The sequence below is a fragment of the Aureimonas psammosilenae genome (genome assembly GCF_009176975.1).
GTDB classification, from domain to species: domain Bacteria; phylum Pseudomonadota; class Alphaproteobacteria; order Rhizobiales; family Rhizobiaceae; genus Plantimonas; species Plantimonas psammosilenae.
This window is the reverse complement of record NZ_WEZG01000003.1, coordinates 325,948-346,435: the sequence shown is the minus strand read 5'-3', so window position 1 is coordinate 346,435 and position 20,488 is coordinate 325,948. Positions and strand designations below refer to the sequence as shown.

The 20,488-nt window shown below is 64.3% G+C and carries 19 protein-coding genes; 14 read left to right on the top strand and 5 right to left on the bottom strand.

Going from position 1 to position 20,488, the window contains the following annotated elements; all coding sequences use genetic code 11:
• Positions 1 to 6 precede the first annotated feature (6 nt).
• From F9929_RS08330 to F9929_RS08310, 5 genes are all read left to right on the top strand, one after another.
• The gene (locus tag F9929_RS08330) at positions 7 to 186 is read left to right on the top strand and encodes a hypothetical protein (protein ID WP_152046091.1); all 180 of its coding nucleotides are present in this window, start codon (positions 7 to 9) and stop codon (positions 184 to 186) included.
• 77 nt (positions 187 to 263) lie between these two features.
• Entirely contained in the window at positions 264 to 1,268 is a 1,005-nt protein-coding gene (locus F9929_RS08325; RefSeq protein ID WP_235919113.1) for a sensor histidine kinase, read from the top strand.
• Between the two features lie 55 nt (positions 1,269 to 1,323).
• Positions 1,324 to 1,614 (top strand): hypothetical protein, encoded by a 291-nt coding sequence (locus tag F9929_RS08320; RefSeq protein WP_152046090.1) that lies wholly within the window; start codon positions 1,324 to 1,326, stop codon positions 1,612 to 1,614.
• A gap of 109 nt (positions 1,615 to 1,723) precedes the next feature.
• Positions 1,724 to 2,002, top strand: coding sequence for a glycine zipper domain-containing protein (locus tag F9929_RS08315; RefSeq protein ID WP_152046089.1), 279 nt, complete (start codon positions 1,724 to 1,726; stop codon positions 2,000 to 2,002).
• Positions 2,003 to 2,082: 80 nt separating this feature from the next.
• Positions 2,083 to 2,406: a hypothetical protein gene (locus F9929_RS08310; protein WP_152046088.1), complete on the top strand. Its 324-nt coding sequence runs from the start codon at positions 2,083 to 2,085 to the stop codon at positions 2,404 to 2,406.
• Here the strand turns inward: F9929_RS08310 and F9929_RS08305 are convergent.
• Complete coding sequence (locus tag F9929_RS08305) at positions 2,398 to 3,141, bottom strand: HugZ family pyridoxamine 5'-phosphate oxidase (RefSeq protein ID WP_152046087.1); 744 nt, start codon at positions 3,139 to 3,141, stop codon at positions 2,398 to 2,400. The two genes, F9929_RS08310 and F9929_RS08305, sit on opposite strands and share 9 nt — an antisense overlap.
• A 124-nt stretch (positions 3,142 to 3,265) precedes the next feature.
• On the opposite strand from F9929_RS08305, the gene F9929_RS08300 reads away from it, so the two are divergent.
• The 6 genes from F9929_RS08300 to F9929_RS08275 all read left to right on the top strand — a co-directional run bounded on the left by F9929_RS08300 (position 3,266) and on the right by F9929_RS08275 (position 9,803).
• A complete protein-coding gene (locus F9929_RS08300; protein ID WP_152046086.1) occupies positions 3,266 to 4,396 on the top strand; it encodes an Mrp/NBP35 family ATP-binding protein in 1,131 nt (376 codons plus the stop codon).
• A gap of 95 nt (positions 4,397 to 4,491) precedes the next feature.
• Complete coding sequence (locus F9929_RS08295) at positions 4,492 to 6,087, top strand: ABC transporter substrate-binding protein (RefSeq protein WP_152046085.1); 1,596 nt, start codon at positions 4,492 to 4,494, stop codon at positions 6,085 to 6,087.
• Positions 6,088 to 6,177: 90 nt separating this feature from the next.
• Positions 6,178 to 7,185, top strand: a complete 1,008-nt coding sequence (locus F9929_RS08290; protein ID WP_152046084.1) for an ABC transporter permease subunit — start codon at positions 6,178 to 6,180, stop codon at positions 7,183 to 7,185.
• Positions 7,182 to 8,123 (top strand): ABC transporter permease subunit, encoded by a 942-nt coding sequence (locus tag F9929_RS08285; RefSeq protein ID WP_152046083.1) that lies wholly within the window; start codon positions 7,182 to 7,184, stop codon positions 8,121 to 8,123. Before F9929_RS08290 ends, F9929_RS08285 begins: the two co-directional genes overlap by 4 nt.
• Positions 8,124 to 8,127: 4 nt before the next feature.
• The gene (locus F9929_RS08280; protein WP_152046082.1) at positions 8,128 to 8,979 is read left to right on the top strand and encodes an ABC transporter ATP-binding protein; all 852 of its coding nucleotides are present in this window, start codon (positions 8,128 to 8,130) and stop codon (positions 8,977 to 8,979) included.
• Positions 8,976 to 9,803 carry a dipeptide ABC transporter ATP-binding protein gene (locus F9929_RS08275; RefSeq protein ID WP_152046081.1) on the top strand — a complete coding sequence of 276 codons (828 nt, stop codon included), beginning with the start codon at positions 8,976 to 8,978 and terminating at the stop codon, positions 9,801 to 9,803. The genes F9929_RS08280 and F9929_RS08275 overlap by 4 nt, the downstream gene beginning before the upstream one ends.
• On the opposite strand, the gene choV is transcribed toward F9929_RS08275, so the two are convergent.
• The 3 genes from choV to F9929_RS08260 form a co-directional block, all read right to left on the bottom strand.
• A complete protein-coding gene (gene choV, locus F9929_RS08270) occupies positions 9,800 to 10,882 on the bottom strand; it encodes a choline ABC transporter ATP-binding protein (RefSeq protein WP_152046080.1) in 1,083 nt (360 codons plus the stop codon). The two genes, F9929_RS08275 and choV, sit on opposite strands and share 4 nt — an antisense overlap.
• Positions 10,879 to 11,721 (bottom strand): choline ABC transporter permease subunit, encoded by an 843-nt coding sequence (gene choW / locus F9929_RS08265; protein ID WP_152046079.1) that lies wholly within the window; start codon positions 11,719 to 11,721, stop codon positions 10,879 to 10,881. Before choW ends, choV begins: the two co-directional genes overlap by 4 nt.
• A 99-nt stretch (positions 11,722 to 11,820) precedes the next feature.
• Positions 11,821 to 12,771 carry a choline ABC transporter substrate-binding protein gene (locus tag F9929_RS08260; protein WP_152046078.1) on the bottom strand — a complete coding sequence of 317 codons (951 nt, stop codon included), beginning with the start codon at positions 12,769 to 12,771 and terminating at the stop codon, positions 11,821 to 11,823.
• A gap of 515 nt (positions 12,772 to 13,286) precedes the next feature.
• Between F9929_RS08260 and F9929_RS08255 the strand changes: the two genes are divergently transcribed.
• Entirely contained in the window at positions 13,287 to 14,966 is a 1,680-nt protein-coding gene (locus F9929_RS08255; protein WP_152046077.1) for a formate--tetrahydrofolate ligase, read from the top strand.
• Between the two features lie 3 nt (positions 14,967 to 14,969).
• On the opposite strand, the gene F9929_RS08250 is transcribed toward F9929_RS08255, so the two are convergent.
• The gene (locus F9929_RS08250) at positions 14,970 to 16,874 is read right to left on the bottom strand and encodes a methyl-accepting chemotaxis protein (protein ID WP_152046076.1); all 1,905 of its coding nucleotides are present in this window, start codon (positions 16,872 to 16,874) and stop codon (positions 14,970 to 14,972) included.
• 343 nt (positions 16,875 to 17,217) lie between these two features.
• Between F9929_RS08250 and F9929_RS08245 the strand changes: the two genes are divergently transcribed.
• Complete coding sequence (locus F9929_RS08245) at positions 17,218 to 19,407, top strand: anthranilate synthase (protein WP_152046075.1); 2,190 nt, start codon at positions 17,218 to 17,220, stop codon at positions 19,405 to 19,407.
• A 99-nt stretch (positions 19,408 to 19,506) separates the two neighbouring features.
• Entirely contained in the window at positions 19,507 to 20,409 is a 903-nt protein-coding gene (locus F9929_RS08240; protein ID WP_152046074.1) for a cation diffusion facilitator family transporter, read from the top strand.
• The last annotated feature ends 79 nt before the right edge of the window (positions 20,410 to 20,488 follow it).

Below are 20,488 nucleotides of genomic sequence, written 5' to 3'. Positions count from 1 at the left end.
AAAGCGATGAGCGGCGAAGCGGTCGCCGGTTCGGCGCCATTTTCACTATCGGTTATTCCTGAGGCAGGGATCGTCATCGGCAAGGATGCTGAAGTGATGACGATCCCGATGAAACCGAAGCAGGTCCATCATCGTATCATGTCGGCGCTACCCGGTCGTTTCTCGAACGTGCCGGGCCGGCGATGATGAATGAAGACGGGGCGCTAGAGGCATCGGATGGCCTGACCTCAGCGTCTGTCCGGGATCGTGAAGGCGTCGGTGCGATGGAAACCATGGATGCCGGCCGCTCGACAGCGGCAAAGGCACTTGCCGCACTCGGCAATACCGAGCTGACACTCTTTTCGCAGAATTTCGAGCTCGCCTACGATTGGATCTACAATGCCGGCGATTCCTGGCTCGCCGATGCGAAAGTCGGTCAGGACGACGGCGATGTTCTCGGCGACGCCAGTTCGCTTCGACTTGTGGCGATCAAGCGCGAGGTTTTGAGAAGCGGCAAGCCCGCGCATTTCGAACTCTCGGTCATGCGCGGGTCGACAACCAAGTGGTTCGATGTCCGGGTCGATGTGGAGCGCAATGTCGATGGCATGGCGATCGGTCTGGTCGGCACGTCGCTCGACGTGACCGAGCAGAAGCGGCGCGAGGAAACTCTCAAGACACTGCTTCGCGAACTTTCGCACCGCTCCAAGAATCTTCTCGCCATCATCCAGAGCCTCGCATCCCAGACCGCCCGGCATTCCGTGACGGTTCCAGAATTTCTCGTGCGGTTCCGGGGTCGCATCCAGTCTCTGTCGTCGTCGCAGGATATCGTGACGGACACCGACTGGCGTGGCGCCGATCTCGCCAATCTGGTGAGAATGCAGGTCGAGCGCTATGCGCCGGACGGTATGGAGCAGGTTTCGTTCCGGGGGCCGGATGTCTACCTTTCGCCGACGGCTTCACTTCATGTCGGGTTGGCGCTGCACGAACTGGCCGTGAACGCTGCCTCCTACGGCTCCTTGTCCGTGCCGGGCGGGCGGGTCGCGATCAATTCCAGCATCGAGGACGAGGAGGGCGAACGCGTTCTTTGTCTTGAATGGCAGGAGAGTGGGGGGCCGCAGGTTCGCGGCGATCACGATCCTCGGTTCGGTACGTCGACCTTGGAGCGTATCGTTCCCAATTCCGTCGGAGGCCACGCTCGCCTGACATATCGGCGCGAAGGTGTGCATTACAGGCTGAGCGTCCCTGATCTGCAGTTCGAGGAGCTGGACGCCCCGACCGCGAGCGCCTGACGCGACGGAACTTAAACGCTCCGAGAACATTGAATTCCCAAAGGAGTTCAGTGTCATGGAAGCCGTCGCCGCCCTTATGATGATCGTCGGATGCGACGCAAACTTGGCGGATTGCCGGATTGTCCCCGTCGTGGCTCCTGTCTATTCCGATGCGAACTCCTGCCATCGCGACCTCGATATCCAGATGCGTCTCGACGGTTTGAAGGCCACCAAGCTATTCGGAACCTGCAAAGACGTGGATCAAGCGACTCTGGCGTCGGCCGCTTCCGTGGACTGGTCGCTCGGGCGCGATGGTCGTCTGGAACTGCGCTTCGATACGGCACCGAAAATCATGGCGTCCCGATGAAGATCTTGCTCGTTTCGGCGGTCGAACGTGAATTTTTTCGTGTTCGACACTGGAAGGTGGGACTTTACGCGACAGATGCATGTTGGGACGTGAGCTTCAGAGGCGTTAGATGAAAAAGTTGATGTTGTGCGCGGCGGCGGGTCTGATGGTCGCTACGGCGGGCTGTTCGCAGACCGATAAGGATACCGCTCTGGGCGCGGGCGCCGGTGGTCTTCTTGGCGCCGGCATCGGCGGTTTGGCCGGCGGTGGGCGCGGCGCTTTGATCGGCGGTGCCATCGGCGCCGGTACCGGCGCGGTCGCCGGCAACGTAATCAGCCGCAACAGCCGGACCGGCGATTGCGTTTATCGCGACCGCGACGGTCGTCGTTACGTGGCGGCGTGCCCGTAATCGAATTGCACCGTTAGGTCTTGTGCGAGGCACCGTTCGGGAGGACGGTGCCTTTGTCGTTTTGGGTTCCCGAAGTGCCGATGACATCTCCTGCCTGTTCCTTCGTCCGGTCCGGTTTGTCCTTCATGAAGGTCGGGGGCGCCGTCGCAGTTGTGCTCCTAGTTTCAGGATGCCGATCGGATTCCGGCAACCTGCCGCCTGTCTTCAACGCGGTCTTCGGGCTCGACAGCGCCGAAAGCACTCCGTTTCGAACGGGCAAGATTTCGGAACCGGCTCCGGGACCGAGGGACCGCGTGGTCGGGGACGCCGCCAACAATCCCGGTCAGTGCATCTTCGCGACGCCGCGCGGCAACCGCTTCCGTGCCGCCTGCCCGGAAGGCTACGCCATCGGCTCGTCAGGCTGAACTTTTCGCCAGCGTCACGAAGGCGTCGCGGATTTCGTCTGCGTGGCGAATGGGAGCCGTGAAGAAGACCCGTCGCAATTCGTCGTCCTTTGCGATCTCGAAGCCGGAAGCGTCCGTCGTCACGATGCGCCAGCCGGTTCCTTCCGCTTTTCCGTGCCGAAGGGCGATGGCGTCCACCGCATCGGCGTGGTCGTCGTTCATATGGTCGGCGGCTCGTTTCAGGCGGAGGGTGAAGGCCGTCTCGCAGTCCTCGTCCAGAAGGTCCGCCGCGCCGAGTTCGTAGGCTCGCGCGAAGCCGGCGTTCAGGCTTCCATGCGTCGGCTCGACACGGAGGAAGCGGAAGTCGGCGAAGTCGCAGTAGAATTCGGCTGAAGGGTGGCGTGCAAGGAACCGCGCCCTCGCGGTTTCCCGGTCCTCGCCTTCAAGCGGAAACGCTCTTCCGGACAAGCTCAGCCGAGGATGCGCCAGAGGATCGCCCGCGCCTAGCTCGCCGAACAGGATCGAGCATCGTGGATCGGCCAGAAGCGCGCCGGCATGCACTGCCAGCATGGAAACCAGCAGCACCGGCCGCCCGAGCTCGTCGCTGGCGACGAGCACACGACTCGCGTGCGGGCCTTGGTTCTCCGGCAGAAGGCTGGCCAGAGCCGCATGTCGCGCCGCCCGCACGAGGCGTCGCGCCAGCCGCCTTGCATCGTCGTCCAGCGGCCGGAGAACCTGGCTTTCGGTTCGGCTCATTTTTCTTGCCCCACTTCCGCTTCGCAATCCGGCCATAGGTGGTTTCGCGATGCGCCACATGCGCCTATCTCATCCATTCCTGGTTTCGCGACGGTTCTGGCGCGGCCGGTTCGGAGAATATCGCATGAATACGCAAATCCGCGATCGTATCGAGGCCGCTTTGCGCGGCGTCGAGACTCCCGGCGGAAAAGGGGATGTCGTTTCCCGCCGGATGGTGTCCCAGATCATCGTCGCCGATGGAAAGGCGTTCTTTTCGCTGACGGTGCCGGCCGAAGAGGCGAACGCCTTCGAGGCGGTGCGGCGCCGCGCGGAAGAGGTTGCTGCGGCCGTGGAAGGCGTGTCCGGCGCGACCGTGGTGCTGACGGCCGAACGTCAGGCGGGAAGCGCGCCCGCCGCGCCCGCCGCCCGGCCGGCCCCACCTGCGCCCCGGCCGTCGAGTTCGGGCAAACCAGGCATTCCCGGTATCGACCGCATCATTGCGGTGGCGAGCGGGAAGGGCGGTGTCGGCAAGTCCACGACGGCGGTCAACCTCGCGCTCGGCCTCCAAACGCTGGGCCTGTCCGTCGGCCTTCTCGACGCCGACATCTACGGCCCCTCGGTGCCGCGCCTTCTGGCGATCCGGGAAAAGCCGCAAAGCGCCGGCGGGCGCACGATCATGCCGATCGAGGCCTATGGTCTGAAAGCGATGTCCATGGGCCTTCTGGTGGAGGAAGAAACGCCGATGATCTGGCGCGGGCCGATGGTGATGTCGGCGCTGACGCAGATGCTGCGCGAGGTGGAATGGGGCAAGCTCGACATCCTCGTCGTGGACATGCCGCCGGGCACGGGTGATGCGCAACTCACCATGGCGCAGCAGGTGCCGCTCGCCGGCGCGGTGATCGTGTCGACGCCGCAGGACCTCTCGCTGATCGACGCCCGGCGCGGCCTCGCGATGTTTCGGAAGGTGGACGTTCCCGTGCTCGGCATCGTGGAGAACATGAGCTACTTCGTGGCCCCCGATACCGGCAAGCGCTACGATATCTTCGGGCATGGCGGGGCGAAGGCGGAAGCCGAAAGGCTGGGCGTTCCCTTTCTCGGCGAGGTGCCGCTCGAGATGACGATTCGCGAAACGTCGGATGCCGGTCGGCCGGTCGTGGCGACCGATCCGGATGGGCCGCACGCGAAAGTCTACCGTGCCATCGCGGAAGAGGTTTCCCGCCAACTCGAGCGGGTGTCTCACGCTAACATCAAGGCACCAAAGATCGTTTTCGAGTGAATGCCGGAAAAATAAGCTTGCGCGAAGCTTGCTAAAAGGATGGGATGCCGCCGCGCGGGCAAGAGTCGCCTGCTCATGCTTTTGGAGAGTTCAGCATGAAAAGAATGTCGGTGCTGTTTGCGGCTTCCGCGCTGGCCTTGACCCTCGGCTCGGCGGCTTCCGCCAAGACCTTCGTCTACTGCTCGGAAGGTTCGCCGGAAGGTTTCGATCCCGGCCTCTACACCGCCGGCACCACGTTCGACGCTTCCTCCAAGACGGTCTACAACCGCCTCGTGGAGTTCAAGAAGGGCTCCACGGAAGTGGTTCCCGGCCTTGCTGAGAAGTGGGAGATTTCCGAGGACGGCCTGACCTACACCTTCCATCTGCGCAAGGGTGCCAAGTTCCAGACCACCGAATTCTTCACGCCCACCCGCGACCTGACCGCCGACGACGTCATCTTCACCTTCGATCGCCAGTTCAACAAGTCGAACCCGTTCGCCGCCTATGCCGGCGACGCGACCTATGGCTACTACAGCGACATGGCCCTGCCGACGCTGGTAAAGGCCTGGGAGAAGGTGGACGACTCCACGGTCAAGCTGACGCTGAACGAGCCGAACGCGCCCATGCTCGCGACGCTCGCGATGGACTTCGCGTCGGTCATGTCGAAGGAATATGCCGACAAGCTGATCGCCGACGGCACGCCCGAGAAGCTGAACCAGCAGCCGCTCGGCACCGGTCCCTTCGCCTTCGTCGCCTACCAGCAGGATGCGGTGATCCGCTACAAGTCCAACCCGGACTACTGGGGCGGCAAGCAGGCCATCGACGATCTGATCTTCGCCATCACGCCGGATGCCTCCGTGCGTATCCAGCGTTTGAAGGCGGGTGAATGCCATATGGCCGCCTACCCGAACCCGGCCGACATTCCGGGCCTGAAGGGCGACGCCTCGCTGAACGTAATGGAGCAGTCCGGCCTGAATGTCGGCTATCTGGCCTACAACACGACGCAGCCGCCCTTCGACAAGCCGGAAGTGCGCCGCGCCATGAATATGGCGATCAACAAGGACGCCATTCTGGAAGCCGTTTATCCCGGCATCGGCCAGATCGCCAAGAACCCGATCCCGCCGACGCTCTGGGGCTACAACAACGCCGTCGAGGACGACAAGTACGACCCCGAGGCCGCGAAGGCCGCTCTGGAGAAGGCCGGCGTCGCCAACGCTTCGGTGAAGCTCTGGGCCATGCCCGTCGCGCGTCCCTATAATCCGAACGGCCGCCGCATGGCCGAACTCGTGCAGGCGGACTTCGCCAAGGTCGGCATCAATGCCGAAATCATCTCCTACGACTGGACGCAGTACCTCAAGCTCGCGGGCGATCCCAAGCACGAGGGCATCGTGATGGCTGGCTGGACCGGCGACAACGGCGATCCGGACAACTTCTTCACCCCGCTTCTCGGCTGCAACGGCGTCGGCTCCGGCAACAAGGCCGTGTGGTGCAACAAGGATTTCGACGCGCTGATCCAGAAGGCGTCGCGGACCCCGGACCAGGCCGAGCGCGCCAAGATCTACGAGGAAGCTCAGGTGATCTTCAAGAAGGAAGCCCCCTGGGCGACGATCGCCCATTCCACCGTGGTTCTGCCGGTTTCCAAGAAGGTGACGGGCTACGCGATGGACCCGCTCGGTTCGCACCGCTTCGACGGCGTCGACATCTCCGAGTAAGTTCACGACCATTCGCGGGCGCCGCCGGACTCCATCGTCCTGCGGCGCCCGCGTCGTTTTTGACAGTTCGGCGCCAAGGCCTGAAAATCCATGCTCTCGTTCGTTCTTAAACGGATCGGGCTTCTGATACCGACTTTCCTCGGCGTCACGCTCGTCTCGTTCTTCTTCATCCGGATGCTGCCCGGAGATCCGATCATCGCCATTGCGGGCGAGCGCGGCCTGACGCCCGAGCGCTACGAGGCCCTGCGCGTTTCGCTGGGCTTCGACCGGCCGCTCTACGAGCAGTACCTCTCCTATCTTTGGAACGTCCTGCACGGCGATCTCGGCCAGTCCATCGTCACCAAGCAGCCGGTGATCCGCGAATTCGGCAACCTCTTTCCTGCGACGCTCGAACTGGCGCTGGTCGCGATCATCTTCGCCATCGTCATCGGCATTCCGGCCGGCGTTCTGGCGGCCATGAAGCGCGGCTCCTGGCTCGACCAGACGATCATGGGCACGGCGCTCGTCGGCTATTCCATGCCGATCTTCTGGTGGGGCCTTCTCCTCATCATCTTCTTCTCCGGCATCCTGCAATGGACGCCGGTTTCCGGACGGATTTCGCTCTTCTACTTCTTCACGCCCGTCACCGGCTTCATGCTGATCGACAGCCTGATATCCGGGCAGGCCGGCGCCTTCTCCTCCGCTTTCAGCCACCTGATCCTGCCCGCCATCGTTCTCGGCACGATCCCGCTTGCCGTGATCGCCCGTCAAACGCGTTCGGCCATGCTGGAAGTGCTCGGCGAGGATTACGTGCGCACAGCCCGCGCCAAGGGCCTGTCGCGTTTTCGCATCGTCGCGATCCACGCGCTTCGTAACGCGCTGATCCCCGTCATCACCACGATCGGTCTCCAGATCGGCGTCCTGATGGCCGGCGCGATCCTCACAGAGACGATCTTCTCCTGGCCCGGCATCGGCAAGTGGCTGGTGGATTCGGTGTTCAAGCGCGACTACCCGGTTGTGCAAGGCGCCCTTTTGATGATCGCCGTCATCGTGATGGCGGTGAACCTCGCCGTCGACCTTCTCTACGGCACGATCAATCCGCGAGTGCGTACACGATGAGCCAGATCGACGCCGGCAAGGCAGCCGAAGGGGTGGGGACCGATATCCCGACCCGGCAGGCTCCCCGAAACATCCGCCGCCAGCAGCTTCGCGAGTTCTGGTACTATTTCTCCGTCAACAAGGGCGCGGTGATCGGCCTCGTCGTGTTCGGGCTGATCGTTCTCGTCGCGCTGCTCGCGCCCGTGATCGCGCCGCACGATCCGGCCGTGCAGGACCGTTCGGCTCTTCTTCTGCCGCCGGTCTGGGATGCGGGCGGGCGCGCCGCCTATCTTCTCGGCACCGATGCCGTCGGCCGCGATCTCCTGTCGCGCCTCATCTATGGCTCGCGCTATTCGCTCTTCGTCGGCGTGATCGTGGTATCGCTCGCCGTGTCCACCGGCATCGTGCTCGGCCTCCTCGCCGGCTATGTGGGCGGCTGGGTAGATACGATGATCATGCGCATCATGGACGTGATCCTGGCCTTTCCGTCGCTGCTGCTCGCGCTGGTTCTCGTGGCGATCCTCGGGCCGGGTCTCGGCAACGCGATGATCGCGATCGCGCTCGTCCTGCAGCCGCACTTCGTGCGCCTGACGCGCGCTTCCGTCCTGGCCGAGAAACAGCGGGAATATGTGACCGCCGCGCGGGTGGTCGGGGCAGGGCCTTTGCGGCTGATGGTGATGACCATCCTGCCGAACTGCCTCGGGCCGCTGATCGTGCAAGGGACGTTGTCCTTCTCGAACGCCATCCTCGAAGCCGCCGCGCTCGGCTTCCTCGGCATGGGCGCGCAGCCGCCGACGGCCGAATGGGGCACGATGCTGGCCGAAGCGCGTGAATTCGTGCTTCGCGCCTGGTGGGTCGTCACCTTTCCGGGCCTCGCGATCCTGATCACCGTGCTCGCCATCAATCTCGTCGGCGACGGCTTGCGCGATGCGCTCGATCCGAAGCTGAAGCGGAGCTGAGCCGATGCCTCTTCTGTCCGTTCGCAACCTCACCGTGACTTTCGCCACCTCCACCGGCCCTTTCAAGGCGGTGGACAGCGTCGATCTTTCCGTGAACTCGCGCGAGGTTCTGGCCATCGTCGGCGAGTCCGGCTCCGGCAAGTCGGTCGGCATGCTCGCCGTGATGGGGCTTCTGGCCGCGAACGCCACGGTCACGGCCGACGAGATGTCCTTCGACGGTAAGGATCTCATGTCGCTGAGCGCGGGCGAACGCCGCGCCATCATCGGGCGCGACATCTCGATGATCTTTCAGGAACCGACCGCCAGCCTCAATCCGTGCTTCACGGTGGGCTACCAGCTCGAAGAAGTGCTGCGCGAGCACACGGACCTTCGCGGCCGGCAGCGTCGCCAACGCGTCGTGGAACTCATGACGGCGGTCGGCATTCCCGACCCGGCCGAGCGTCTCGGCAGCTATCCGCATCAGATGTCGGGCGGCCAGTGCCAGCGCGTGATGATCGCCATGGCCATCGCCTGCCGGCCGAAGCTGCTGATCGCCGACGAGCCGACCACCGCGCTCGACGTCACCATCCAGAAGCAGATCCTCGATCTTCTGATGAAGCTCCAGGCCGATCACGGCATGGGGCTGATCATGATCACTCACGACATGGGCGTCGTCGCCGAAACAGCCGACCGCGTCGTGGTGCAGTACAAGGGCCGCAAGGTGGAGGAGGCGGATGTGCTGACGCTCTTCACCGCGCCTGCCAAGCCTTATACCCGCGCGCTGCTCGCCGCCTTGCCGGAAAACGCGAAGGGCGACCGCCTGCCGACCGTTTCCGAACTCGTGTCAGTCGAGGAACTTGGAGGAGCGGCCCGATGAGCCAGCCCGTGATCGAGGCGCGCGACATCCGTCGCGACTACCATGTGAAGCGTGGGTTCTTCGCCAAGACCCGCACCGTTCACGCCGTGAAGGGCGTCAACTTCTCCGTGGAGAAGGGCAAGACGCTCGCCATCGTCGGCGAGTCCGGCTGCGGGAAGTCGACGCTGGCCCGCATTCTCACCCTGATCGATCCGCAGACTTCCGGCGAGCTTCTGATCGAGGGCAAGCCGGTGGATATCGCGACGGCCAAGCCCTCGCGCGAGTTGCGCCGCAAGGTGCAGATCGTGTTTCAGAACCCCTATGGCTCGCTCAACCCGCGCCAGAAGATCGGCAGCGTTCTCACCGAGCCGCTGCTTCTCAACACCGACAAGCCCGCCTCCGAGCGGCGCGATCTGGCTATGGAAATGCTGGTGAAGGTCGGGCTCCAGCCGGAGCACTACAACCGCTATCCGCATATGTTCTCAGGCGGACAGCGCCAGCGCATCGCCATCGCCCGCGCGCTGATGGTGGGCCCGAGCCTTCTGGTTCTCGACGAGCCCGTCTCGGCGCTCGATCTGTCGGTGCAAGCGCAGATCCTGAATCTCCTCGCCGATCTTCAGGACGAACTTGGCCTCACCTATGTCTTCATCAGCCACGACCTGTCGGTGGTGCGCTTCATCGCGGACGACGTGATGGTGATGTATTACGGAGAGGCGGTCGAGCAGCGCTCGAAGGAAGCGATCTTCGCCGATCCGCAGCACGACTATACGCGCACGCTGTTTTCGGCGACGCCCCGCGCGGATGTCGAAAGCATTCGCAAAAGGATGGAGGCCAAGGCCGCCTAACGAGCGAGGGGCAGCTCAGCTTTCCGTTGCTGTCGGCTGAGGGCCTCCACGATCTCCTGCGCGCCGATGCGCCCCAGAATGCGCCCTTGCTCGGACACCATGACCTCGCCCTCGTTGCCTGCCAGAGCCGGCAGGATGCGGCGCAGCGGCGTGTCCGAACTCGCGCTGCCGGCGATGCGAGTCGGCGGCGTGTCGCCCGACCGGTCGAGCGGCGTCATCACGTCGCCGGCCGTCAGGACGCTCAAGGGGTTCATATGGGCCACGAACTCCGCGACATAGTCGTTGGCAGGACGCAGTACGATGTCCTGAGCAGTCCCCGTTTGCACGATGTGCCCGCCTTCCATGATGGCGATGCGGTTGCCGAGCTTGAAAGCCTCGTCGAGGTCGTGGCTGACGAAGACGATAGTCTTGCGTAAGCGCGCCTGGAGCTGAAGCAGCTCGTCCTGAAGCCGGGTGCGGATCAGCGGATCGAGCGCCGAGAAGGGTTCGTCCATCAGAAGGATCGGCGCATCCGTCGCGAAGGCACGCGCCAGCCCGACGCGCTGCTGCATCCCGCCCGACAGTTCGCCGACGCGGGCATTGGCCCAATCCGCGAGACCCACGAGTTCGAGCTGCCGCATCACCGCTTCGCCGCGTCGCTTCGGTTCAACGCCGGAAAGCTCCAGGCCGAAGCCGACATTCTCCGAAACGGTTCGCCAGGGCAGAAGCGCGAATTGCTGGAACACCATCGCCACTTCGTGGCGGCGAAGCTCTCTCAACCGTGAGGCGCTGCAGGCGCGCGGGTCCACGGTGCCGCGTCCCGTATCCACCAGGACACGCCCGCGCGTGACCGGTGCGAGACCGTTGATGGCGCGGATCAGGGTCGACTTGCCGGAGCCGGACAGGCCCATCAGCACGGCGATTTCGCCTTGGTGGATCGCGAGATCAGCGTTGGCGACGCCCAGCATCACGCCGGTTTGCTCGCGGATCTCGGCTCGCGTCGCGCCTTTGTCGATAAGGGGCAGGGCGTTCGCGGCCTTGCGCCCGAACAGGATCGAGACGTTCTCAAAGCAAACGACGCTTGGGCCTGCCACGCTCATCGTCTCCTACCCTCGGCGACCGGGAACAGCCTGTCCAGAACGATGGCGAGGATGACGATCGCCAAGCCCGCTTCAAAGCCTTTCGCGACGTTCACCGAATTCAAGGCCCGCAGAACCGGCACGCCGAGACCCGGGGCACCGACGAGAGCTGCGATCACCACCATGGATAGCGACAGCATGATGGTCTGCGTCAGGCCGGCCATGATCTGCGGCAGGGCATAGGGAAGCTCGACCTTGAACAAGCGCTGCATGGATGTCGCGCCGAAGGCCTCCCCAGCTTCCACGAGCTGTGCGGGCGTCGAGACGATGCCGAGACGCGTCAGCCGGATGGGCGCGGGCACCGCGAAGATCACTGTCGCCACCAGCCCCGGCACCACGCCGAGGCCGAAAAGGATGAGCGCCGGAATGAGATACACGAAGGTTGGGATGGTCTGCATGAGGTCGAGAACGGGCCGCAGAACGGCGTGGAACCACTCCCGGCGCGCCGCCGCGACGCCGATCGGAATGCCGATCGCCATGGAAACGGCGGTGGCGGACAGAACCAGCGCCAGCGTTTGCGTGGTTTCCCTCCAGAAGCCGAGATTGATGATGAGGAGAAGACCGGCCAGGGTGAACAGCACCAGCGGCACCGAGCGCCGGCTGATCCAGGACACGGCGCAGAAGAACGCCACCACCGCCAGCGGGTGCGGACGCTCCAGCGCGAAGAGAACGGCTCCGATGAAGAGATCGAGCCCGGTTGTGATGGCGTCGAAGACGGCGGTGAGATTGGCCGTCAGCCAGTCGACCACGTCTTCGGCATAGGCGCCGACCGGCAGCTTGTGTTCCAGAAGCCAATTCACGATGCCGGCCAGTCTCCGCTCTTGTTGAAGAAAGAGGCGGCGGGGAAGGAGCGTTGGTGGAGCACCCCTTCGACGCAGCCAGACCGATGCGGAAAGTCCTTAAGACAAGCCGAGGGCCGTCTTCACCGCCGCCAGGCCATCGCCGCCGTCCTTCGTCTTCACGCCCTTCAACCAGGCGTCGAGTCGTTCGGGATGCGCCTTCAGCCATTCGGCCGCGGCAACCGGCGCGTCCTTTCCGTCGTCCAAAATCGAACCCATGATCGTGTTCTCTGCGTCGAGATCGAAGACGAGGTTCTTCAAAAAGCCGCCGACATTCGGGCATTCCGCCGAGTAGCCCTTGCGCGTCACGGTATAAACGGTCGCGCCGCCGAAATTCGCGCCGAAATATTTGTCGCCGCCGGAAAGGTAGGCGAGCTGGAAATTCTTGTTCATCGGGTGAGGCGCCCAGCCGAGAAAGACGATCGGCTTCTTGGATTTCGTGGCGCGAGACACCTGGCTCAGCATCCCCTGCTCGGAGGATTCGACCACCTCGAAGCCCTTGGTGCCGAAATCGTTGGCCTCGATCATCTCGATGAGGTGGCCGTTGCCCTCGTTGCCCGGCTCGATGCCGTAGATCCGGCCTTCGAGCTGATCGCGGAACTTCGGCAGGTCGGCATAGTCCTTCAGGCCGGCATCGAAGAGATATTGCGGAACGGCCAGCGTATATTTCGCGCCTTCGAGATTGGCGCCGATCTGTTCGATCGAGCCGTCGTTCAGATATTTGGTGACCTCGTTGGTCTGGGAGGGCATCCAGTTGCCGAGAAAGGCGTCGAGATCGTTGCTTTTGAGCGCCGAGAAGGTGACGGGCACGGACAGAACCTTCACGTCCGGCTCGTAGCCGAGACCCTTCAGAAGCGTGCTGGCGACGGCGGTGGTGGCGGTGATGTCCGTCCAGCCGACATCGGACAAGCGGACAGTGGCGCAACTGGCGGCTTCCTGCGCCGAAGCGGAGGTCGATGCGAGAAGTCCCGCGGCGAGCACGGCGCCGGAAAGCTTCGCGATGAGGCTCATGGACGTCTTCCTTTCACGGGATGCGGTCGGGCCGGTCTTTCGGGGAATGCCTGTCGATGCAGACTATGCGCAGCCGCAAATCGCAGCGCAAGAGATCATCAGAACGGTTCCAAGATCAAATCGCAGGCATGATAAGCGCATCGGGGGACGATCGGAGGGCTACGAAACCCCGGCGACCCTTCCCGGAAGCCAGCGGATGAAATGGCGCAAGCTTCGGAAAAGATGAAAGAATTATCCTTTGAAAGTCAGGTCGCCGAGACCGTGGCCCTGGAGTTTCCTCCCAGCTCCGGAACGAAATCGGTTGGAGCGACTTGTTCGACCGCAACCAGGGACGCAGGCGTTTCCTCCCAACGCAACGTACCGCTGGCCGAGACTGCCCGAATGACGGAAGCCCGGAGTCCTCCCCTCCGGGCTTTTGTCGTTTATCCATCCCCCGTTGACGTCGGCGATGCGCGCCCTTCCTTGGCGTTTGCGGCACGGTCTCCGAAGCGTCGTCGCCTGTGGAAAGGGATCGAATGGCGCTGCCGAAATCCGATATCGAGATCGCTCGGGCCGCTTCCAAGCTTCCCATCGGGGAGGTCGCGACGCGGCTCGGCGTCCCGGCCGAGAGCCTCATTCCCTACGGACGCGACAAGGCCAAGATCCAAGCCGACTTCCTTGCCGGCTTGAAGGGAAAGCCCGACGGCAAGCTCATTCTGGTGACGGCGGTGAACCCGACGCCTGCCGGCGAAGGCAAGTCCACGACGACGGTCGGGCTCGGCGATGCGCTGGCGCGAATCGGACGGCGAACCGCGATCTGCCTGCGCGAACCCTCGCTCGGTCCTTGCTTCGGCCAGAAGGGCGGCGCGACGGGCGGCGGCATGGCGCAGGTCGTGCCGATGGAAGACATCAACCTCCACTTCACCGGAGATTTCCACGCGATCACGGCGGCCCACAACCTGCTGGCCGCGATGATCGACAACCATGTCTACTGGGGAAACGCCGAACGGATCGACACGCGCCGCATCGTCTGGCGGCGCGTTCTCGACATGAACGACCGGGCCCTGCGCGATATCGTGACCGCGCTCGGCGGGCCGGCGAACGGTTATCCACGCGAAGCGGGTTTCGACATTACGGTCGCCTCTGAAGTGATGGCGATCCTGTGCCTTGCGGAGGATCTGGCAGACCTCGAACGCCGGCTCGGCGAGATCGTCGTGGCCTTCCGCACCGACCGCACACCGGTCTTCGCGCGCGACATCGGCGCGACGGGGGCGATGGCAACGCTTCTGAAGGATGCCATGCTGCCGAATCTCGTGCAGACGATCGAGAACAATCCGGCGCTGGTCCATGGCGGTCCCTTCGCCAACATCGCGCATGGCTGCAACTCGGTGGTGGCGACCAAGGCGGCGTTGAAACTCGCCGACTACGTCGTGACGGAGGCCGGATTCGGGGCCGATCTCGGCGCGGAAAAGTTCTTCGACATCAAGTGCCGGCAGGCAGGCCTGTCGCCCGCTGCCTGCGTGATCGTCGCCACCGTCCGCTCCGCCAAGATGAACGGCGGCGTATCGAAGGAGGATCTGGCGGCGGAAGACGTCGCGGCCGTCAAGCGCGGCGCGGTCAATCTCGGCCGGCATATCGAGAACGTGCGCGCCTTCGGCGTGCCGGTGGTGGTGGCGATCAACCACTTCGCGACCGACACTCAAGCCGAGATCGATGCTTTGAAAGATTATGCGGCGATCCAGGGCGCCGAAGCGATCCTTTGCCGGCATTGGGCGGAAGGCTCGGCGGGCGCGGTGGAACTGGCGGAAAAGGTCGCGGCGCTCGCGGACGGCGGCACGGCGCGCTTCCAGCCGATCTATGCCGACGGACTGCCCTTGATCGAGAAGATCGAAACGGTGGTGAAGCGCATCTATCGCGGCGCGGCCGTCACGGTCGAGCGTGGCGTTCTCGGGCAACTTGCGGATTTCGAGGCGCGGGGCTACGGGCACCTGCCGGTCTGCATGGCCAAGACGCCTTACTCGTTCTCGGCCGATCCGGCGCTTCTCGGCGCGCCGGAAAACTTCGGCGTTCATGTTCGCGAAGTGCGGCTGTCGGCCGGCGCGGGCTTCGTCGTGGCTTTGTGCGGCGAGGTGCTGACCATGCCGGGTCTGCCGCGCCGTCCAGCCGCCGAGCGCATCAGGATCGACGAGGCCGGCGAGATTCAGGGGCTCTTCTAGCGCTCAGAACTCCTGCCAGTCGCGCGACGCGGAGGCGGCCGGCTTTGGCGCGGCGGCGCCGCGGCCGACGGTTCGCATCTGCCGCACGGGCGCCGGCTGTCTCACAGTCACCGGCACGACATGGGCCGTTTGCGGCGCTCCGCCGATGCGGAAGCGCTGGATGATCTCGGCCAGATGCCGGGTTTCGTCGGTGACCTTCCCGGCGGCGGCCGTGGTCTGCTCCACCATGGCCGCATTCTGCTGCGTGACCTTGTCCATCTGGTCGGCGGCGGTGGAGACTTCCTTCAAGGAAACCGCCTGCTGCTTGGCGCTTGCCGCGATGCGGGCGACGAGGTCGCCGGTTTCGCCGAAGCGGGAGACGATCTCCTTCAGCGAATTGCCGGACGCCGTGACGAGTTCGACGCCGCGTCCGACCTGTTCCACGGAAGCCGCGATCAGCTCCTTGATTTCGTTGGCCGCGTTGGCCGAGCGCTGGGCAAGGCCGCGCACTTCCAGCGCCACCACCGCGAAGCCCCGACCGGACTCGCCGGCTCTGGCCGCCTCGACACCGGCGTTCAACGCCAGGAGATTGGTCTGAAAGGCGATCTCGTCGATCAGTCCGATGATCTTGCCGATTTTGCCGGAGGAGGCCTCGATCTCGGCCATGGCCGCCGCCGCGCGCGCCGCGATCTGTCCGCTGCGGTTGGCGCTCTTTTGCGTTTCCTCCACCACCGTGCGGGCGTGACCGGCATTGTCGGCGGTGTCGTTCACGGCCGCCGCGACTTCCTTCAACGCTGCGACGGTTTCCTCCAGCGTTGCCGCCTGTTGTTCGGTTCGTTGCGAAAGCTCGTTCGTCGCGCCGGAAATTTCGCCGAGATCCTCGCCGATCGACGTGACGGTGCGAACGAGGGTCGCCATCACCGTTTCGAGCTTCATGACGCTGTCGTTGAAGAGCGTGCGCACCTCGTCGAACTCGGCGCCGATGGACTGGTCGAGCCGGACCTGGAGATCGCCGCCGGCCAAGCGCTGGAAGGCCGGCTGAAGGCGGGCGATCAGGACGTTGCGAACATCCACCGAGGCCTGTTCGGCGGCGCGGGTCGTTTCCACCTTGGACTGGCGTTCGGCTGCGATGGCGCTCTGCTGCAGGCCACGCCGATCCGCTTCGGCGGACTTGAACACTTCGAGCGCTTCGGCCAGTTCGCCGATCTCGTCATGGCGGTCGAGGCTCGGGACGGCGATGTCGAGATCGCCCTTGGAGATGCGGCGCATGGCTTCAGTCATGTCCGAAAGGGGACGCACGATGCGCCGGAGCCCGAGGGCAAGGCCCGCACCCAGAACCAGAAAGACCGAAAGGGCGGTGCCCATCTGGATCAGGATGCGGGAGAACTCGGCGGATTTCGCTTCCGCTTCCGTCTGGTGGCTGAGAGCCGCGCCCGTTTCCACGATCCTGTCCACGACTGCGCGGTGCGCGGCATAGGCCGCGCTCGCTGCCTCGTAGCCGCGCGTCGCCCCTGACGCGTCCCCTTTGGCGAGCGAGGGCAGGAAATCGTTCTCCACCGCCGCCCAGAAGCGTTGCGCTTCTCCGAAGGACTGCACGGTGACAAGATCCTTCAGATCTGCAGGCAGATCGGAAACGAGCCAGTGCGATTGGCGCTGATCGAACTGTTTGCGAAGCTCGGCGAGCTTGGCGCGCGCCGTGTCGACCTTCATCGTTCCGTTCTGGGCGAGGGTGACGTCCAGATAGGATTCCACGAGATAAAGCGGCGGCGGCAGAACGTCGGCCACCACATCCTCGCCTTGGATGATCCGGTCGTAGAGCGGTCCGCCGATGCGGATCGCGTCGAACGTGTAGAGCGTCGTCCCGAAGGCGACCGTGACCGCGACCCCGATCACGGCTGTGAAGGCGCAGAAGCTCGTTCGGATACGCATGGATCGGGAATCGCTGAAAAAGAGCGGTAATGGCGCCGAAGCGGGCCGTTCGAATCTGCGTCGTTAAGGTTAAATCCGCATGAAGCGCTGTGGTCACTGGACCGAATGATCGCTGCCGGCCCGCTTTTCGATGGCCGGGGCCTCCGAGGGCAATTGCTCTTGAGGTTCGTTTGCGTTAGCAGTTCATGCATGACGAACGCTCCGATCTCGAACCGTTGGTGGTGGGCCCGCTGAAGGCGGCCCGGGATCGTTCGCGCGTTGACGAAACGACAAGGTCGCCCTGGACTCGTCCGGCGGCCTTTTTTGTTGGCGCCGGCTCCGGGATTGCTTGAGGAGAGGACTGATGGCTATCGAGACCCTGGCCGACGGTGCGGAGCGCTATGTGACGGAAGGCGGCGTCAGCGTCACCCGCCGGCGCGAATACGTGGATTACGCAGGCGCCATCGAGCCTTACGCGCAGAAGCTCGACACCCGGCGCGGCGCGGTCTTTTCGTCGAACTACGAATATCCCGGGCGCTATACCCGCTGGGACACGGCCATCGTCGATCCGCCGCTGATGGTGACGTCCGCTGGCCGCGACCTGTGGATCGAAGCGCTGAACCCGCGCGGGGAGGTGCTTCTCGCCTTCGTCGCCGAGGTTCTCGACGGTGATCCCGACATCGCCGAGCAGTCCGCGTCCGACCGGCGGATCGACCTGCGCATCGCCGAACCCTCGCGCGCCTTCACGGAAGAAGAGCGCTCGCGCATGCCGACCGTATTTTCGGTTCTGCGCCGCATTGTGTCGCTGTTCCGCTCTGGTGACGATTCCGATCTCGGCCTCTACGGCGCCTTCGGTTACGATCTCGCCTTTCAGTTCGACCCGGTGAAGGAAAGCCTCGCCCGGCCCGCTGACCGGCGCGATATCGTTCTTTATCTGCCCGACGAAATCCTGATGGTGGATCATCATTCGGTGCGCGCTTATGTCGAGCGCTACAGCTTCGAGAAGGGCGGCCGCACGACGGAAGGTCTTGAAGGCGGCGGCCCGGACGCGCCTTTCGCCTCGTCGGAGCGCATCCCCTCGCGCGGCGACCACAAGCCCGGCGAATATGCCGAACTCGTGAAGCGCGCGAAGGAGAAGTTCATGCGCGGCGACCTGTTCGAGGTCGTCCCCGGCCAAACCTTCTTCGAGCGCTGCGAAACCGAGCCTTCGGCCGTGTCGCGCAAGCTGAAGAGCATCAACCCGTCGCCCTATTCCTTCTTCATCAATCTGGGGCAGAACGAGTTCCTGATCGGCGCGAGCCCCGAAATGTTCGTGCGCGTCACCGGGCGCCGAGTCGAGACTTGTCCGATCTCGGGCACCATCAAGCGCGGCAGCGACGCGATCTCGGATTCCGAGCAGATCATCAAGCTTTTGAACTCCAAGAAGGACGAGTCCGAGCTGACCATGTGCTCGGATGTCGACCGCAACGACAAGAGCCGCGTCTGTGAGCCGGGTTCGGTGCGGGTGATCGGTCGCCGCCAGATCGAGATGTATTCGCGCCTCATCCATACCGTGGATCACATCGAGGGGCGCTTGCGCGAAGGCATGGATGCCTTCGACGCCTTCCTGTCCCATGCCTGGGCGGTGACGGTGACGGGCGCGCCCAAGCTCTGGGCCATGCGCTTCATCGAGCAGAACGAGAGAAGCCCGCGCGCCTGGTATGGTGGCGCGATCGGCATGATCCACTTCAACGGCGACATGAATACCGGCCTGACGCTGCGCACGATCCGCTTGAAGGACGGCGTGGCCGAGGTGAGGGCGGGCGCGACGCTTCTCTACGATTCCAACCCGGAAGAGGAAGAGGCGGAAACCGAGTTGAAGGCTTCCGCCATGCTGTCCGCGATCCGGGAAGCGGGGACTTCCAACGCCGTCGGCCCGGAGCGCGAGCCGGCCAAGGTCGGCGCGGGCTTGAAGGTGCTTCTCGTGGATCACGAGGACTCTTTCGTTCACACCCTCGCCAACTACTTCCGACAGACCGGCGCGGAGGTCACCACCGTCCGCACCCCCGTTCCGGAGGAAATCTTCGACCGGGTGTCGCCCGACCTCGTGGTTCTTTCCCCGGGCCCTGGCAACCCGGCGGATTTCGACTGCAAGAACACCATCCAGGCGGCGCGCCAGCGCGGCTTCCCGATCTTCGGCGTGTGCCTCGGTCTCCAGGCCTTGGCGGAAGCCTATGGCGGCACCTTGCGTACGCTGCACATGCCGGTTCACGGCAAGCCGTCGCGGATCAGGGTGGCCAAGCCCGGCATCATCTTCTCCGGTCTGCCGCAGGAGGTGACGGTCGGGCGCTACCACTCGATCTTCGCCGATCCGGTGCGTCTGCCGCGTGAATTCGAGGTCACGGCGGAAACCGAGGATGGGGTGGTGATGGCCTTCGAGCATCGCTCGGAGCCGGTCGCGGCGGTGCAGTTCCATCCCGAAAGCATCATGAGCCTCGGCGGGCAGGCCGGGATGCGCATGATCGAGAACATCGTCGCCCATCTGCCGCGCCGCGCAGCCGTCAAGGCGGCCTGACGCGATCAGAGGTTGCGCCTCGGCGCCAGATCATTACGCAGACGAGCGGGCGGCGCATGGGGATGCGCCGCCCGAAGAGTTTCAAGGGGCTCATAGCCGATGAACAGCGAAAACCTGAAGGCGACGAGGCGTGTCGCATCGATTTCGATCGCGATCGCCATCGTCGTTCTCGGCGTGAAATACGCCGCCTATGCCATGACCGGCTCGGCGGCGCTTTATTCCGATGCGCTGGAATCGGTCGTCAACGTCGTGGCGGCGGCAGTCGCCTTCTGGGCGCTGGAAGTCAGCCATCGCCCGGCCGACAAGGACCACCCCTTCGGCCACCACAAGGCGGAATATTTCTCTGCGGTGGTGGAGGGCGTGCTGATCGTCGTCGCCGCGCTCCTCATCCTGCGCGAAGCGTGGCACGCCTTCCAAACGCCGCGCGACCTCAACGCACCGATGATCGGCATCGCGATCAACGCCTTCGCCACGGCGATCAACCTCGTTTGGGCCGTCCGGCTGATCCGGCTCGGGCGCGAAAAGCGCTCCCCCGCCTTTTCCGCCGATGGTCGGCACCTGATGGCCGATGTCGTCACCTCGGTCGGCGTCGTCGCGGGCTTGGCGCTGGCGACCGTGACGGGTTGGCTTTGGCTCGATCCGCTTTTGGCGGCCCTCGTGGCGGTGAACATCCTTTTCGAAGGATGGAAGGTCGTGACGTCCTCACTGAGCGGCCTTCTCGATCAGGCGATGGAGCCGACGGACGAGGAGCGGGCGCGAACCATCATCTCGGCCAATGCGCAGGGTGCGCTCGAAGTGCACGACCTCCGGACCCGACTCGCCGGCCGGGCAACCTTCATCGAGTTCCACATGGTGGTTCCCGAAGCCATGACGGTCGGCGACGCACACGATATCTGCGACCGCATCGAAGCGGCGCTGGAAGCCGAGTTCGAGGCGGCCACGGTCCAGATCCACGTGGAGCCGGAGCAGGAGATCAAGCAGACCGGCGTTCCGGTAGTTTAGGCTTCTAAGGCCCTTGCCTGGGGCGGCAAATGCGGTAACTTGTGATTCATGTTTACGACAGCCGCCCTTCTCGCCGCCT